14 protein-coding genes are annotated in these 14,066 nt (G+C 68.4%); 4 read left to right on the top strand and 10 right to left on the bottom strand.

Going from position 1 to position 14,066, the window contains the following annotated elements; translation table 11 throughout:
* Nucleotides 1–8: 8 nt before the first annotated feature.
* The 3 genes from pyrH to rpsB all read right to left on the bottom strand — a co-directional run bounded on the left by pyrH (nucleotide 9) and on the right by rpsB (nucleotide 2,694).
* Nucleotides 9–731: a UMP kinase gene (pyrH, locus tag CRO12_RS14580; RefSeq protein WP_097064774.1), complete on the bottom strand. Its 723-nt coding sequence runs from the start codon at nucleotides 729–731 to the stop codon at nucleotides 9–11.
* A 110-nt stretch (nucleotides 732–841) separates the two neighbouring features.
* The gene (gene tsf / locus CRO12_RS14575) at nucleotides 842–1,771 is read right to left on the bottom strand and encodes a translation elongation factor Ts (RefSeq protein WP_097064773.1); all 930 of its coding nucleotides are present in this window, start codon (nucleotides 1,769–1,771) and stop codon (nucleotides 842–844) included.
* 92 nt (nucleotides 1,772–1,863) lie between these two features.
* The gene (gene rpsB / locus CRO12_RS14570) at nucleotides 1,864–2,694 is read right to left on the bottom strand and encodes a 30S ribosomal protein S2 (RefSeq protein ID WP_097064772.1); all 831 of its coding nucleotides are present in this window, start codon (nucleotides 2,692–2,694) and stop codon (nucleotides 1,864–1,866) included.
* A 308-nt stretch (nucleotides 2,695–3,002) separates the two neighbouring features.
* Between rpsB and CRO12_RS14565 the strand changes: the two genes are divergently transcribed.
* Nucleotides 3,003–3,224 (top strand): hypothetical protein, encoded by a 222-nt coding sequence (locus CRO12_RS14565; RefSeq protein WP_144033612.1) that lies wholly within the window; start codon nucleotides 3,003–3,005, stop codon nucleotides 3,222–3,224.
* Here CRO12_RS14565 and CRO12_RS14560 read toward each other — a convergent pair.
* On the bottom strand, nucleotides 3,175–3,960 hold the full coding sequence (locus CRO12_RS14560) for a CDP-alcohol phosphatidyltransferase family protein (protein WP_097065103.1): 786 nt from the start codon (nucleotides 3,958–3,960) through the stop codon (nucleotides 3,175–3,177). The two genes, CRO12_RS14565 and CRO12_RS14560, sit on opposite strands and share 50 nt — an antisense overlap.
* A 31-nt stretch (nucleotides 3,961–3,991) precedes the next feature.
* On the bottom strand, nucleotides 3,992–4,720 hold the full coding sequence (locus CRO12_RS14555) for a phosphatidylserine decarboxylase (protein WP_097064770.1): 729 nt from the start codon (nucleotides 4,718–4,720) through the stop codon (nucleotides 3,992–3,994).
* A gap of 115 nt (nucleotides 4,721–4,835) precedes the next feature.
* On the opposite strand from CRO12_RS14555, the gene CRO12_RS14550 reads away from it, so the two are divergent.
* Nucleotides 4,836–6,059, top strand: a complete 1,224-nt coding sequence (locus CRO12_RS14550; protein ID WP_097064769.1) for an NADP-dependent isocitrate dehydrogenase — start codon at nucleotides 4,836–4,838, stop codon at nucleotides 6,057–6,059.
* A 49-nt stretch (nucleotides 6,060–6,108) separates the two neighbouring features.
* On the opposite strand, the gene fghA is transcribed toward CRO12_RS14550, so the two are convergent.
* Genes fghA through CRO12_RS14530 form a run of 4 tightly spaced genes read right to left on the bottom strand, consistent with a single transcriptional unit; the run spans nucleotide 6,109 to nucleotide 8,798 of the window.
* Nucleotides 6,109–6,939, bottom strand: a complete 831-nt coding sequence (fghA, locus tag CRO12_RS14545) for an S-formylglutathione hydrolase (protein ID WP_097065102.1) — start codon at nucleotides 6,937–6,939, stop codon at nucleotides 6,109–6,111.
* Complete coding sequence (locus CRO12_RS14540) at nucleotides 6,939–7,319, bottom strand: VOC family protein (protein WP_097064768.1); 381 nt, start codon at nucleotides 7,317–7,319, stop codon at nucleotides 6,939–6,941. The genes fghA and CRO12_RS14540 overlap by 1 nt, the downstream gene beginning before the upstream one ends.
* Before the next feature lie 13 nt (nucleotides 7,320–7,332).
* The gene (locus tag CRO12_RS14535; protein WP_245858537.1) at nucleotides 7,333–7,686 is read right to left on the bottom strand and encodes a cupin domain-containing protein; all 354 of its coding nucleotides are present in this window, start codon (nucleotides 7,684–7,686) and stop codon (nucleotides 7,333–7,335) included.
* Complete coding sequence (locus CRO12_RS14530) at nucleotides 7,686–8,798, bottom strand: S-(hydroxymethyl)glutathione dehydrogenase/class III alcohol dehydrogenase (RefSeq protein WP_097064767.1); 1,113 nt, start codon at nucleotides 8,796–8,798, stop codon at nucleotides 7,686–7,688. The genes CRO12_RS14535 and CRO12_RS14530 overlap by 1 nt, the downstream gene beginning before the upstream one ends.
* Nucleotides 8,799–8,896: 98 nt before the next feature.
* Here CRO12_RS14530 and CRO12_RS14525 point away from each other — a divergent pair, with 98 nt between their 5' ends.
* Both CRO12_RS14525 and CRO12_RS14520 read left to right on the top strand, forming a co-directional pair.
* Complete coding sequence (locus CRO12_RS14525; protein ID WP_097064766.1) at nucleotides 8,897–10,666, top strand: cation:proton antiporter domain-containing protein; 1,770 nt, start codon at nucleotides 8,897–8,899, stop codon at nucleotides 10,664–10,666.
* 93 nt (nucleotides 10,667–10,759) lie between these two features.
* Nucleotides 10,760–11,341 (top strand): hypothetical protein, encoded by a 582-nt coding sequence (locus tag CRO12_RS14520; RefSeq protein ID WP_144033611.1) that lies wholly within the window; start codon nucleotides 10,760–10,762, stop codon nucleotides 11,339–11,341.
* 54 nt (nucleotides 11,342–11,395) lie between these two features.
* Here CRO12_RS14520 and alaS read toward each other — a convergent pair whose 3' ends face one another.
* Nucleotides 11,396–14,053: an alanine--tRNA ligase gene (gene alaS / locus CRO12_RS14515; protein WP_097064764.1), complete on the bottom strand. Its 2,658-nt coding sequence runs from the start codon at nucleotides 14,051–14,053 to the stop codon at nucleotides 11,396–11,398.
* Between the last annotated feature and the right edge of the window lie 13 nt (nucleotides 14,054–14,066).

Below are 14,066 nucleotides of genomic sequence, written 5' to 3'. Positions count from 1 at the left end.
AGATCCTCTCAGTTCCGGTTCGTGACCGTCGTCGACACGCCCTCACCGCGCAGCACCGCGGCGAGATTGCCGTGGTCGCGAATGTTGAAGACGACGATCGGGATGTCGTTGTCACGGCACAGCGCAATCGCGCTCGCGTCCATGACCTTCAGGTTCTGCGACAGCACGCTGTCGTAAGTGACTGTTTCATAACGGGTGGCAGTCGCGACCTTCTTCGGGTCGGCATCGTAGACGCCGTCAACCGAGGTGCCCTTGAACAGCGCATCGCACTTCATCTCGGCCGCGCGCAGCGCCGCCCCGCTGTCGGTCGTGAAGAACGGCGATCCGACACCGGCCGCGAAGATCACCACGCGACCCTTCGCCAGGTGACGCTCGGCGCGCCGCCGGATGAAGGGTTCGCAGACGCTTGCCATCGGGATCGCCGACTGAACCCGCGTCTCCACCCCAATCTGCTCCAGCGCGTTCTGGACCGCGAGCGCGTTCATCACGGTCGCGAGCATCCCCATGTAGTCGGCGGTCGCCCGCTCGATCCCCTTGGCGGCAGCGGAGAGCCCGCGAAAGATGTTGCCGCCGCCGACCACGACGCACAGCTCGTGCCCGGCGCCGCGTGCGTCCGCGATCTCGCCCGCGACCCGCGCGGTCACCGCCGGATCGATCGCAAGCCCGCCCTCCCCCATCAGCACCTCGCCCGAGAGCTTCAGCAGAATGCGCTTGTAGCGGGGCGTGCTCATGGGGCGGCGTTACTCGTACGATGAACGGGAAAGCGGCGCGGACCCTAGTAGGGCCGCGCCGCCTTGCCAACTGCTTCCGCCCACGCGTCGATCGCGCGGCCCGGCCGATCCTACTTGGTGAGACCGGCGGTGGCCGCAACCTCGGCGGCGAAGTCGCTTTCTTCCTTCTCGATGCCCTCGCCGAGCTGGAATCGGACATAGTCCTTCAGCACGATCGTCGTGCCGGCATCCTTGGCGGCCTTCGCGACCACGTCGGCGACCGGGGTCTTGCCGTCGTGGACGATCGGCTGGCTCAGCAGCGCGTTCTCCTTGGCGAACTTCTTGACGCCGCCTTCGACCATCTTGGCGATGATGTCGGCCGGCTTGCCGCTCTCCTGTGCCTTCTCGGTCGCGATCGCGCGCTCCCGCTCCAGGATCTCGGGGTCGAGACCGGTCTCGTCGAGCGCCAGCGGGAAGGCCGCCGCGATGTGCTGCGCGACCTGCTTGCCGAGCGGCTCGAGCACGTCGACGCCTGCGTCCGATTCGAGCGCAACCAGCACGCCGATCTTGCCCAGGCCCGATGCCGCCGCATTGTGGACGTACGGGATCACCGCACCCTGCGTCACCTCAAGGCGCTTGGCACGGCGCAGCGTCTGGTTCTCACCGATCGTCGCGATGTTGTTGGTGAGCGTGTCCTCGACCGTCGTGCCGCCCGACATCTTGGCCGCCTTGATCGCGGCGATGTCGTCGCCCTCGGCGAGGGCGACCTGCGTCACCTCGCGCACGAAGTCCTGGAAGCGCTCGTTCTTCGCGACGAAGTCGGTTTCGGAGTTGACCTCGACCGCCGCGCCCTTGGTGCCGGCGACGGCGACGCCGATCAGCCCCTCGGCCGCGGTGCGGCTGGACTTCTTGGCGGCGGCGGCCAGGCCCTTGGTGCGCAGCCAGTCGACGGCGGCGTTGATGTCGCCGCCGGTCTCCGCCAGCGCCTTCTTGCAGTCCATCATGCCCGCGCCGCTCTTCTCGCGCAGGTCCTTCACGGCAGCGGCAGTGATCTCGGCCATGTTCTTGGTTCCTCTAGTCTTGATACAAGTCGGCGGGACGGGGCGATGTCATGCGCCCTGCCCCGCCGGTGTTACCGTCTCGCGACGCGGCGTCAGGCGCTGACGGGCTGCTCGCCCTCGGCCTGCTGCTGCTCGTCCATCGGTGCGGACGCCTGCTCGACGATCGGGTCGGCCGACAGGGCCTCCTCCGACGGCGGGGCATCCATCGCGCCGATATCGACGCCGCGGTTCTGCTGGCCCTGCTGGTTGCCACGGGTGGCGGCGATCGCGATCGCCTCGCAGTACAGGCGGATGGCGCGGCTCGCGTCATCGTTCGCCGGCACCGGAAAGGCGATGCCGTCCGGGCTGACGTTCGAATCGAGGATCGCGACGACCGGGATGCCGAGCGTGTTGGCTTCCTTGATCGCGAGCTCTTCCTTGTTGGCGTCAATCACGAACATGATGTCGGGCACGCCGCCCATGTCCTTGATGCCGCCGAGCGACAGCTCCAGCTTGTCGCGCTCACGCGTCAGCTGCAGCACTTCCTTCTTGGTGAGACCCGCGGTGTCGCCCGAGAGCTGCTCGTCCAGCGCCTTGAAGCGCTTGATCGAACCCGAGATCGTCTTCCAGTTGGTGAGCATGCCGCCCAGCCAGCGGTGGTTGACGTAGAACTGCCCGGCGCGCTTCGCGGCCTCGGCAATCGGCTCCTGCGCCTGGCGCTTGGTGCCGACGAACAGCACCTTGCCGCCGCTCGCCACCGTTGACGACACGAACTCCAGCGCGCGCGCGAAAAGCGGCACGGTCTGCGACAGGTCGAGGATGTGGACGCCGTTGCGGTCGCCGAAAATGTACGGCTTCATCTTCGGATTCCAGCGATGGGTCTGGTGGCCGAAGTGTGCGCCCGACTCGAGCAGGGCCTGCATGGTGACGACGGGTGCCGCCATAGGGATATCTCCTTCCGGTTGAGCCTCTGGGAAGCGATGACCAGGTTTCAGGCGCTCAAAGCGCCACCGGGCACCGGTATATGTGCTTCCCATGCGGGTTGAGGCGCGCCCCTTAGACGAACCCGGCTGCCGGATCAAGCCGGGTTTTCGGAACAAAACAGGATTGACAACCGGAACGTAGACAGAACATAAGGGAACTCAGGCGTGAACAAGCGCGAGCTTCCGTACAGACGGGAACTCAGCTGCCGAACAAGCGTCTGGAATCATTGGATCAAGTGGAAATTGATCCAGGCTTGGGAGCCAAGGTGATGTCGGTTATCTCGTTTATCGTGTTCGGTGCGGCTTTCGCGGCAGCGGTCTGGACGCTCGTCGCAACGGCGTGGCCGGAAGCTCATCGCATCGCCGACCTGCTGCTGAACGGTCCGGTAGTGACGCCGCTTGCGCCCGCGCTGGTGCCGGGGCGCAGCCGTGTGCGCAACGTCACGCCCCGAGCGGCGTACTCGCCAGCGGCGCGGCGCGCTGCCGCCTGACCCGGGCGTACGACCGGATGCTGAGCGGCAAGGTCGCGAGGTAGAGCAGACAGACGACGCTCAAGGTCTGCCATGGCGCCGAGATAAGCGCTGCACCGACCGCAACAACCACAACAATCGCCTCGAACCGGATGTTGCGGCGCAGCTTCAGCGACGACCAGCTGAACGTCGCGAAGCTCGACACCATCAGCGTCGCGATCAGCGCGATCCAGGGCGCGACCAGCCATGGGGAGCGCAGCAGCGGTTCCTCAACGAAGAACGACAGGTAGAGCGGGAGCAGCGCCAGCCCCGCTCCGGCCGGCGCCGGAATGCCGGTCAGGAAGCCGGCCGACTTGTGCGGCTGGTCCGCGACGTCGATCCGCGCATTGAACCGTGCAAGCCGGAGCGCGCAGAACACCGCATAGACCAGCGCGCAGATCCACCCGACCCGCGGCGCGTACATGAGCGACCAAAGGTAGAGCACCAGCGCGGGCGACACGCCGAAGCTGATCGCGTCGGACAGTGAGTCGAGCTCCGCGCCGAACCGGCTTTCGCCATGGAGCATGCGCGCGACACGGCCGTCGATGCCGTCGAGCACGCCCGCCGCCATGATGAAGGCGACCGCCCGCTCCCACTCGCCCCCGATCGCATAGCGGATCGCGGTCAGGCCGGAACAGAGCGCCAGCGCGGTGACGGCGTTCGGGGCGACCGCGCGCAGCGGGATGCCGTGCTCGCCACCAGCGCGACGCCGCCGCAGCCGCGCGAAGCGAGGTGCGTCGCGGACCGGATCACTGGGCAACGCCGACCGCCCTTGCCACACCGGGACGGCCGATGATCGTCTCTCCCGCGATCGCTCGCTGGCCAAGCGCCACCTGCGGCTCAGATCCCTCGGGCAGGTACACGTCGACGCGACTGCCGAAACGGATCAGGCCGATGCGCTGGCCGACCGCGACGATGTCGCCGACCTTGGCAAAGGTGACGATCCGGCGCGCGACCAGTCCCGCGATCTGGGTGAAGCCGACGCGGGTGCCGTCGCCTCCCTCCACCACGAAGTGCTGGCGCTCGTTCTCCTCGCTCGCCTTGTCGAGGTCCGCGTTCAGGAACTTGCCGCTGATGTAGACGACCTGGCGGATCGTGCCGGAGATCGGGGTGCGGTTGATGTGGACGTCGAATACCGACATGAAGATGGAAACGCGCACCAGCGGCTCGCTTCCGAGCGCATTGGGGCCCGCGAGCTCGGGCGGCAGCGGCACCCGCTCGATCATGGTGACCAGCCCGTCGGCGGGGGAGACGATCAGCCCCTCGCCCTGCGGCGTGGTGCGGACAGGATCGCGAAAGAAGGTCGCGACCCAGATCGTCACGCCGACCATGGGCCAGAACAGTACCTTGCTGACGATCGTGAGCAGCAGCGTGATTCCGCCGGCGATCCAGACGTACTTGCGGCCTTCGGGGTGCACCCCGGGGAACCGCCACTTGACCGTCGTCGTGACGACGGGCGGCTTGTCGAGCGAAGTCATCCGACCGCACCTACCCCACCGCTTGCCGCAGGGCAACGCCGCGGCGGCGGTTGATCGGGCGCGCGCGCGCTCGTAGGAGCCTCAGCCACGCACTCTCAGGCAGGACAAGAACAGCATGGCGACCAGGATCAAGGTGAAGACGCCCGTCGTGGAGATCGACGGCGACGAGATGACGCGGATCATCTGGGAGTGGATCCGCGAGCGCCTGATCAAGCCGTATCTCGACATCGAGCTCGACTACTACGACCTGGGTGTCGAGAAGCGCGACCAGACCGGCGACCAGATCACGATCGATAGCGCCAACGCTATCAAGAAGTACGGGGTCGGCGTGAAGTGCGCCACCATCACCCCCGACGAGGCCCGCGTCGAGGAGTTCAACCTCAAGAAGATGTGGAAGTCGCCGAACGGCACGATCCGCAACATCCTGGGTGGCGTCGTCTTCCGCGAGCCGATCGTCATCAAGAACGTGCCCCGCCTGATCCCCGGCTGGACCCACCCGATCGTGGTCGGGCGCCACGCCTTTGGCGACCAGTACAAGGCGACCGATTTCAAGGTGCCGGGCGCCGGCAAGCTCACCATGAAGTGGGAAGGCGCCAACGGCGAGACGATCGAAGAGGAAGTCTTCAATTTCCCGGCTGCCGGGGTCGCGATGGGGATGTACAATCTGGACGAGTCGATCCGCGATTTCGCCCGCGCCAGCATGAACTACGGCCTCGGCCGCGGCTGGCCGGTGTATCTCAGCACCAAGAACACGATCCTCAAGGCCTATGACGGCCGCTTCAAGGACATCTTCCAGGAGGTGTTCGAGACCGAGTTCGCCGACCAGTTCAAGACGGCCGGGATCGAGTACCAGCACCGCCTGATCGACGACATGGTCGCTTCCGCGCTCAAGTGGCACGGCGAGTTCGTGTGGGCGTGCAAGAACTATGACGGCGACGTCCAGTCGGACCAGGTCGCGCAGGGGTTCGGCAGCCTCGGGCTGATGACCTCCGTGCTGATGACGCCGGACGGCAAGACGATCGAGGCCGAGGCGGCGCACGGCACCGTGACCCGCCACTATCGCCAGCACCAGCAGGGCAAGGCCACCTCCACCAACCCGATCGCCTCGATCTTCGCGTGGACCGGCGGCCTCAAGTACCGCGGCAAGTTCGACGACACGCCCGAGGTCACGCGCTTCGCGGAGACGCTGGAGCAGGTCTGCATCGAGACCGTGGAAGCGGGCAAGATGACCAAGGATCTGGCGATCCTGATCGGCCCGGCGCAGCCGTGGATGACGACGGAGCAGTTCTTCGAAGCGGTCCGCGTCAACCTGGAGACCAAGATGGGCAGCTGGCAGTAAGCCATGTCAGGTGGCGGCGCCTCACCGCGCCGCCATCCTCTTCCTAGCCTCAGCGCAGCCGCGCGGCGTGCCAGGCGACGTGATCGGCCATGAAGGTCGAGACGAAATTGTAGCTGTGATCGTAGCCCGGCTGCATTCTAAGCGTCAGCGGGATTCCAGCCGCCGCGCACGCCGCAGCCAGCAATTCGGGCCGCAACTGCTCGGCAAGGAACGCGTCCGCCGCGCCCTGGTCAACCAGCAGCTCGGGCAGCCGCGCGCCATCCTCGATCAGCGCCACCGCATCATGCCGGCGCCACGCCGCACGGTCCGCACCCAGGTAGCCGCCGAGCGCCTTCGCACCCCACGGCACCTGCGACGGCGCGACGATCGGCGCGAACGCACTGGCCGATCGGAAACGCTCCGGACAGGTCAGCGCGATCGTCAGCGCGCCGTGGCCGCCCATCGAGTGGCCGGTGATCCCCTGCCGCGCCATGTCGACCGGGAACGCCCCGGCGACGAGCGCCGGCAACTCCTCCGTCACGTACCGCCACATCGCGAAGTGCGGCGTCCAGGGCGCCTGCGTCGCATCGACGTAGAAACCGGCGCCCTGCCCCATGTCCCAGGCCGGATCGTCGGCCACGCCCTCGCCACGCGGCGATGTGTCCAGCGCGACGAAGATGATCCCGGCCTCCGCGCACGCCCGGCGGTACTCGCCCTTGTCGGTGACGTTGGCGTGGGTGCAGGTCAGCCCGGACAGGTACCACAGCACAGGCAGGCGCGTGCCGGGCGCGTGCGGGGGCACGTACACGGCAAAGGTCATGTCGGTGCCGGTCGCCGTGGATGGGTGCCGGTAGACGCCCTGGACGCCGCCGTGCGACTTCGCAGTGGCAACCGTCTCCATCACGCGGGCCGGAACGCCGCGCACAGCTTGTTGCCGGCAGGATCGCGCAGATAGGCGAGGTGCACCGCGCCGAACGGGCCTTGCCGCTCGCCGGGCGGGTCCTCAATCGCGGTGCCGCCGTGGGCAACGCCGGCCGCGTGCCAGGCTGCGACCTGCTCGGCACTGGCGCAGCGGAACCCGACCGTGCCGCCATTTGCGTGGCAGGCCGGCTCGCCGTTGATTGGGCGAGTCAGCATGAACATGGCACCGTCGTGCAGGTAGACGACGCGCCCCTTCGGGTCCTCGCGACCGGGTCGGGCGCCGAGCGCCCCCAGCGTCGCATCGTAGAAGGCGCGGCTCGCCGTCATGTCGTCGGTGCCGAGCATTACGTGACTGAACATCAACTCTCCTCCTTTACGCCGCCACCACCGGCTGCTGCGGCGATCCCTCGCGGACGTTGTTGGTGCCGCCGGGTTCGATGTTGATCATCCTGACCTCGCCGCGTCGCGCAACGGGGCGGTGCTCGACGCCGCGTGGTACCACAAACAGCTCGCCCGGCCCCAGCGTTACGGTGCGGTCGCGCAGCTCGATGTCGAGCTCGCCGTCCAGCACCAGGAAGAAATCGTCGGTATCGGCATGGGCGTGCCAGACGAATTCGCCCTCGACCTTCACGATACGGACGTCGTTGCCGTTGTAGCTGGCGACCAGCCGCGGCGCCCAGTGGTCGGCGAAGGTCGCGAACTTGTCCGCAAGGTTCACCTTGTCCATCAGTAGACCACTACCGAGCGAATGCTCTCGCCCGCGTGCATCAGGTCGAAGCCGCGGTTGATCTCGTCCAGGCTCAGCACGTGCGTGATCATCGGATCGATCGCGATCTTGCCCTCCATGTACCAGTCGACGATCTTGGGCACATCGGTCCGGCCCTTGGCACCACCAAAGGCGGTGCCGCGCCAGTTGCGACCGGTAACGAGCTGGAAGGGACGGGTCGCGATCTCCTTGCCCGCCTCCGCCACGCCGATGATGATCGACGTTCCCCAGCCGCGGTGGCACGCCTCCAACGCGGTGCGCATCACCTCCGTGTTGCCGGTCGCATCGAAGCTGTAGTCCGCGCCGCCGTCGGTCAGCTCCAGCACGCGGGCGACCGTCTCCTCGCGGCTGAGCCCACGACTGTCGAGGAAGTCGGTCATCCCGAACTGGCGGCCCCACGCCTCACGCTCCGGGTTGATGTCGACCCCGATGATCCGCGCCGCACCCGCTAGCCGCGCGCCCTGAATGACGTTGAGCCCGATCCCGCCCAGCCCGAACACCACGACGTTCTCGCCGACCTGGACCTTGGCGGTGTTGACGACCGCGCCGACGCCGGTGGTCACGCCGCAGCCGATGTAGCAGCTCGTCTTGAACGGCGCGTCCGTCCTGATCTTCGCGACCGCGATCTCGGGCAGCACGGTGAAGTTCGAGAAGGTCGAGCAGCCCATGTAGTGGAAGATCGGCTGCCCCTTGTGGCTGAAGCGGGTGGTACCGTCGGGCATCAGCCCCCTGCCCTGCGTCGCGCGGATCGCGGTGCACAGGTTGGTCTTGCCCGACAGGCACGACTTACACTGGCGGCACTCGGGCGTGTAGAGCGGAATGACGTGGTCGCCGGGCGCCACGCTGGTCACGCCGGCCCCGACCTCCCGCACAATGCCAGCACCCTCGTGGCCGAGCACGGAGGGGAACAGCCCCTCGCTGTCCAAGCCGTCGAGCGTGTAGGCGTCGGTGTGGCAGATGCCGGTCGCCATGATCTCGACGAGCACCTCGCCGGTGCGGGGGCCGTCCAGATCGAGCTCGACGATCTCCAGCGGTTGCTTGGGCGCAAAGGCGACGGCGGCACGGGTCTTCATGGAACTGCTCTCCGGATGGACGGCGCTCTCTACAACAATGCGCGGCCATCGCCATTGCGTCATGACAAAGCCGTGCGGCGGACCCTATGGTGCCTGGCATGGCGCTCAACCTGCACAACAGCGGCTTCTCGGACGCGCTCGTCATCCTGGGTGCGGCCGGGATCGTCATACCCGCCTTTGCCCGCTTTCGGATCAGCCCGGTCATCGGCTTCATCCTGGTCGGCGTGCTGGTCGGTCCGGCCGCGCTCGGCGGGCTCGTGCCGCAGGTGCCGTGGCTCTACTATCTGACGATCAGCAATCCCGCATCGATCGAGCCGTTCGCCGAGTTCGGGATCATCCTGCTGCTGTTCTCGATCGGGCTGGAACTATCGTTGAAGCGGCTCTGGACGATGCGGCGGCTGGTGTTCGGGCTGGGCGCGGTCGAGCTGTTCGGATCGGCGGTGCTGATCGCGATCGGCCTGCACCTGATCGGTCAGGCGTGGGGCGGTGCGATCGGGCTGGGGCTCGCGCTGTCGCTCTCCTCCACCGCGCTCGTTCTGCCGCTGGTCGGGGCGGCGAGCCGGGTCGGGCGGCCGGCCTTTGCCATGCTGCTGTTCGAGGATCTGGCGCTCGTCCCCATCATTTTTGCGCTGGGCGCCATGGCACCGACCGCGGCCGGCGGGTGGGAGGGGATCTGGAACGTCGCGCTGCGCGGCGCGATCGCGGTCGCGGCGCTGTTCGCGGCCGGGCGCTTCGTCCTTCCGCGGCTGTTCGCCCAGGCCGCGCGCACCAAAAGCCCGGAGCTGTTCCTCGCTGCCAGCCTGCTGGTCGTGATCGTCGCGAGCCTCACCACCGCAGCGGCCGGTTTGTCGCCGATCGTCGGCGCGCTGCTGGCCGGCGTGCTGATCGCCGAGACCGAGTACGCCCGCGAGGTCGAGGTCATGACCGAGCCCTTCAAGGGCCTGGCGCTCGGCGTCTTCCTGCTCACCATCGGGATGCGGCTCGATCTTTCGCTGGTGCTCGCGAACTGGGGTCAGCTGCTCGCCGCGATCATCGCGGTCATGGCGGTGAAGGCGGGGGTCACCACCGCGCTGCTCAAGTTCACGGGCACGCGTACGGGCACCGCGGCGGAGGCCGGCGTGCTGATGTCGAGCCCGTCCGAGACCACGCTGATCGTGCTCGCCGCGGCGCTCGCCGCCGGGCTGATCCTGCCATCGACGGCTGCCTTCTGGACGACGGTCACCGCGATCGGTCTCACCATCACGCCGCTGCTCGCCAAGGCGGGCCAGGCGGTCGCGCGCCGGATCGACCGGCAGGAGCGCATCGCCGACCCGGACGTGGACGCCGACCGGCCCGGTACCGTCATCATCGGCTTCGGCCGGGTCGGACGCACCGTTGCCGACATGCTGGCCGTGCACGGCAAGCCGTTCGTGGCGGTGGAGGCCGACATCGACGTGGTGAACGAGGCGAAGCGCGCCGGCTATCCGGTGATCTTCGGCGACGTGGCGCGCAGCGAACTGGTCGATCGGCTGCGGCTGGGTCACGCGGACGCGCTGATCCTGACGATGGATGATCCGGTACTGACGGTGGCGCTCGCCCGGCGTGTGCGCGGCTGGCTGCCGACGCTGCCGATCATCGCCCGCGCCCGCGACGGCGCCCACGCGAGCGAGCTGTACAAGGCGGGCGTGACGGACGCGGTCCCGGAGACGCTGGAGAGCTCGCTCCAGCTGTCGGAGGCAGTGCTGGTCGACATCGGTGTCGCGATGGGACCGGTGATCGCCTCCATCCACGAGAAGCGCGACGAGATGCGCCAGATGATCCGCCAGGACGCGAACCTGGACCGTGATCCGCGCATCCGCCGTCTGCGTCAGGCCGACGTGACGCCATGACGTCACGACCGATCAACGCTTTGGATAAAACGCGGGGAAACCTGCCGCGGCGGTTGCGCGTTCGTTTCGCAACCACATCGGAAAGGATCACCCATGCCGTTCATAACCCTTGCCCTCGCGACCGCACTCACGGCCACGGGAGCACAAGCCCAAGTGACGCCTGCGACGCCCGCCGCGACGCCGCAGTCCGGCGCGCCCGCCGCGGCCGGTCAGCCAGTCCAGCCCGCGGTCGGCGCGACCGTGGTCGACACGGCTGGCGCACCCGTCGGCACCATCGAGACGATCGCAGAGGGCACCGCGATCATCAACACCGGCACCAACAAGGCACCGTATCCGCTCACGTCGATGACGCCGGGGCCGAAGGGTCCGATCATCGCGCTGACCAAGGCGCAACTCGACGGCTTCTACGCGGAGCAGGCGGCCAAGACGGCGGCGGCGTTGGTGACGGGTGCCGCGGTCAAGACCCGCAACGGCGCCGCCGAGGCAGGCAAGATCAAGGCGGTCGCCGCGGACAGCATCGTCCTGACCACCGCCGCCGGGCAGGACGTGTCGCTGCCGCGCAACATCTTCGCGGTCGATCCGCAGGGCGGCGTCGTGATCGGCTTCACCGCCGAGCAGTTCGCCCAGGCGCTCAGCGCCGCGCAGCCGGCGGCACCAGCGCAGCCGGCGCAGTGAGTTGAGGCGGCGGTCGCGGTTATCGCCGCGACCGCCGCTCTGCAGAGTAATCGCCTAGTTCGCGGCCTTCTCGCCGATCAGCGCGGTCCGGACCGCCGCGAGCGCGTCCGGCGCCTTCCCCGCCTCGGGCCCGCCGCCCTGAGCCATGTCGGGCCGGCCGCCGCCGCCCTGCCCGCCGAGCGCGGCGACGGCTGCCTTGACCAACTCTACCGCGCTCACGCGACCGACCAGGTCATCGGTCACCCCGACCGCCACCGTTGCCCGCCCGTCGTTGGTGGCGACCAGCGCCGCCACGCCCGAGCCGAGCCGCGCCTTGGCCTCGTCCACCGCGCCGCGCAGCCCCTTCGCCTCGAAGCCGTCGAGCACCTGGCCGATGAAAGCGACGTCGCCGACCTGCTCCGGTCCGGCCGGTGCCCCGGCAGTGCCGCCGCCCATCGCCAGCGCCTTCTTCGCCTCGGCGAGCTCGCGCTCCAGCCGCCGCCGCTCCTCGAGCAGTGCCGCAACGCGTGCGGGCACCTCGTCCGGAGTCGCCTTCAGCGCGGCGGCCGCTTCCTTCAGCTTGTCGTCGCGTGCCGCCAGGTAGCGGCGCGCCGCCTCGCCCGTCAGCGCCTCGACCCGGCGCACGCCCGAGCTCACCGCGCCCTCCCCGACGATCTTGAGCAGCCCGATCTCGCCCAGCGCGCCGACGTGGGTGCCGCCGCACAGCTCGACCGAGTAGGTGCGGCCGCCGTCCTCCGTGCCCATCGACACGACGCGGACCTCGTCGCCGTACTTTTCGCCGAACAGCGCCATTGCGCCCTCCGCTATCGCGTCCTCGGGGGTCATCAGCCGCGTGGAGACGGGCGTGTTGGCGCGGACCTGCGCGTTCACGTCGGCCTCGACCAGCGCCAGGTCGGCGCTCGACATGGCGGACGGGTGCGACACGTCGAAGCGGAGCCGCTCCGGCGCCACCAGCGACCCCTTCTGCGCGACGTGCGTGCCCAAGCGTTCACGAAGGGCGGCATGAAGCAGGTGCGTCGCCGAGTGATTGGCCCGGATCGCGCGCCGCCGGTCGAGGTCGATCGACAGCTTGACGGTGTCGCCGACCTTCAGCGTGCCCGTGTCGATCGTCGCGACATGGCCGTGGAGCTTGCCGACATGCTTCTGCGTGTCGGTGACGGTCGCCTTGACACCGTCGCCGGCGATCGTGCCGGCGTCACCCACCTGCCCGCCGCTCTCGGCATAGAAGGGTGTCTGGTTGACCAGCACCTCGACCGTATCGCCTTGGCTCGCGCTGTCGACGCGCGCGCCGTCCCTGACCAGCGCGATCACCTGGCCTTCGCCGGTGTCGTTGGCGTAGCCGGTGAACTCGGTCGCGCCGTCCTCGGCGATGTCGAACCAGATGTCGTCGGACGCCTTCGCCCCCGAACCCTTCCACGCGGCCCGCGCAGCGGCCTTCTGCTCGGCCATCGCGGCATCGAAGCCGGCGCGGTCGACCGCGATCTCCTGCGGGCGGAGCGCGTCCTCGGTGAGGTCGTAGGGAAAGCCGAAGGTGTCGTAGAGCTTGAACGCGGTCGCGCCGGGCAGCGTGCTGCCCTCGCCCAGGTCGCCGGTCGCCTCGTCGAGCAGCTTGAGGCCGTTCGCGAGCGTCCGGCGGAAGCGGGTCTCCTCCTGCAGCAGCGTTGCCTCGATCAGCGGCTGCGCGCGGACGAGCTCGGGGAAGGCGCCGCCCATCTCCGCGACCAGGCTCGGCACCAGGCGGTGCATCAGCGGCTCCTTTGCGCCCAGCAGGTGCGCGTGCCGCATCGCGCGGCGCATGATGCGGCGGAGCACATAGCCGCGCCCTTCGTTCGCCGGCAGCACGCCGTCCGCGACCAGGAAGCCTGCCGAGCGCAGGTGATCGGCGATGACGCGGTGGCTCGCCTGATTGTCGCCGGTCGTCGCGGTCGCGGTCAGCGCGCCGCTCTCCGCGATCAGCGCCTTGAACGTGTCGGTATCGTAGTTGTCGTGGACGCCCTGCAGCACCGCGGCCACGCGCTCCAGGCCCATGCCGGTGTCGATCGACGGGCGCGGCAGATCACCGACGATCTGATCGGCCTCCTGCACGAACTGCATGAAGACCAGGTTCCAGATCTCGACGAAGCGGTCGCCGTCCTCCTCCGGACTCCCCGGAGGGCCGCCCCAGATGTGGTCGCCGTGGTCGTAGAAGATTTCCGAGCACGGCCCGCACGGTCCGTCCGATCCCATCGCCCAGAAATTGTCCTTGGTCGCGATGCGGATAATCCGCTCTTCGGGCAGGCCCGCGATCTTGCGCCACAGATCGAATGCCTGATCGTCGGTGTGGTAGACGGTGGCGGTCAGCTTCTCCGCCGGCAGCCCCCACTCCTTGGTCAGCAGGGTCCAGGCGTGGGTGATCGCCTGTTCCTTGAAGTAATCGCCGAACGAGAAGTTGCCGAGCATCTCGAAGAAGGTGTGATGCCGCGCGGTGTAGCCGACATTGTCCAGGTCGTTGTGCTTGCCGCCCGCGCGCACGCACTTCTGGCTGGACGTCGCGGTCGAGTAGGGCCGGCTCTCTAGCCCCGTGAACACGTTCTTAAACGGCACCATGCCGGCGTTGACGAACATCAGCGTCGGGTCGTTCTGCGGCACCAGCGGCGCCGACGGCACGATCTGGTGCTCGGCCCGCGCGAAATAGTCGAGGAAGCTGCGGCGGATATCGTTGGTCGAGGTCATGGCCTGCGGCTTA

The sequence above is a fragment of the Sphingomonas guangdongensis genome, from assembly GCF_900199185.1.
Lineage (GTDB): Bacteria > Pseudomonadota > Alphaproteobacteria > Sphingomonadales > Sphingomonadaceae > Sphingomonas > Sphingomonas guangdongensis.
This window is presented reverse-complemented; position numbering and strand designations above follow the sequence as displayed.

What these genes read in the sequence shown, in the direction of transcription:
- pyrH (WP_097064774.1), bottom strand. Translation starts at nt 731, where the DNA reads ATGAGCACGCCCCGCTACAAGCGCATTCTGCTGAAGCTCTCGGGCGAG.
- tsf (WP_097064773.1), bottom strand. Translation starts at nt 1,771, where the DNA reads ATGGCCGAGATCACTGCCGCTGCCGTGAAGGACCTGCGCGAGAAGAGC.
- rpsB (WP_097064772.1), bottom strand. Translation starts at nt 2,694, where the DNA reads ATGGCGGCACCCGTCGTCACCATGCAGGCCCTGCTCGAGTCGGGCGCA.
- CRO12_RS14565 (WP_144033612.1), top strand. Translation starts at nt 3,003, where the DNA reads ATGTCGGTTATCTCGTTTATCGTGTTCGGTGCGGCTTTCGCGGCAGCG.
- CRO12_RS14555 (WP_097064770.1), bottom strand. Translation starts at nt 4,720, where the DNA reads ATGACTTCGCTCGACAAGCCGCCCGTCGTCACGACGACGGTCAAGTGG.
- CRO12_RS14550 (WP_097064769.1), top strand. Translation starts at nt 4,836, where the DNA reads ATGGCGACCAGGATCAAGGTGAAGACGCCCGTCGTGGAGATCGACGGC.
- fghA (WP_097065102.1), bottom strand. Translation starts at nt 6,939, where the DNA reads ATGGAGACGGTTGCCACTGCGAAGTCGCACGGCGGCGTCCAGGGCGTC.
- CRO12_RS14540 (WP_097064768.1), bottom strand. Translation starts at nt 7,319, where the DNA reads ATGTTCAGTCACGTAATGCTCGGCACCGACGACATGACGGCGAGCCGC.
- CRO12_RS14535 (WP_245858537.1), bottom strand. Translation starts at nt 7,686, where the DNA reads ATGGACAAGGTGAACCTTGCGGACAAGTTCGCGACCTTCGCCGACCAC.
- CRO12_RS14530 (WP_097064767.1), bottom strand. Translation starts at nt 8,798, where the DNA reads ATGAAGACCCGTGCCGCCGTCGCCTTTGCGCCCAAGCAACCGCTGGAG.
- CRO12_RS14525 (WP_097064766.1), top strand. Translation starts at nt 8,897, where the DNA reads ATGGCGCTCAACCTGCACAACAGCGGCTTCTCGGACGCGCTCGTCATC.
- CRO12_RS14520 (WP_144033611.1), top strand. Translation starts at nt 10,760, where the DNA reads ATGCCGTTCATAACCCTTGCCCTCGCGACCGCACTCACGGCCACGGGA.
- alaS (WP_097064764.1), bottom strand. Translation starts at nt 14,053, where the DNA reads ATGACCTCGACCAACGATATCCGCCGCAGCTTCCTCGACTATTTCGCG.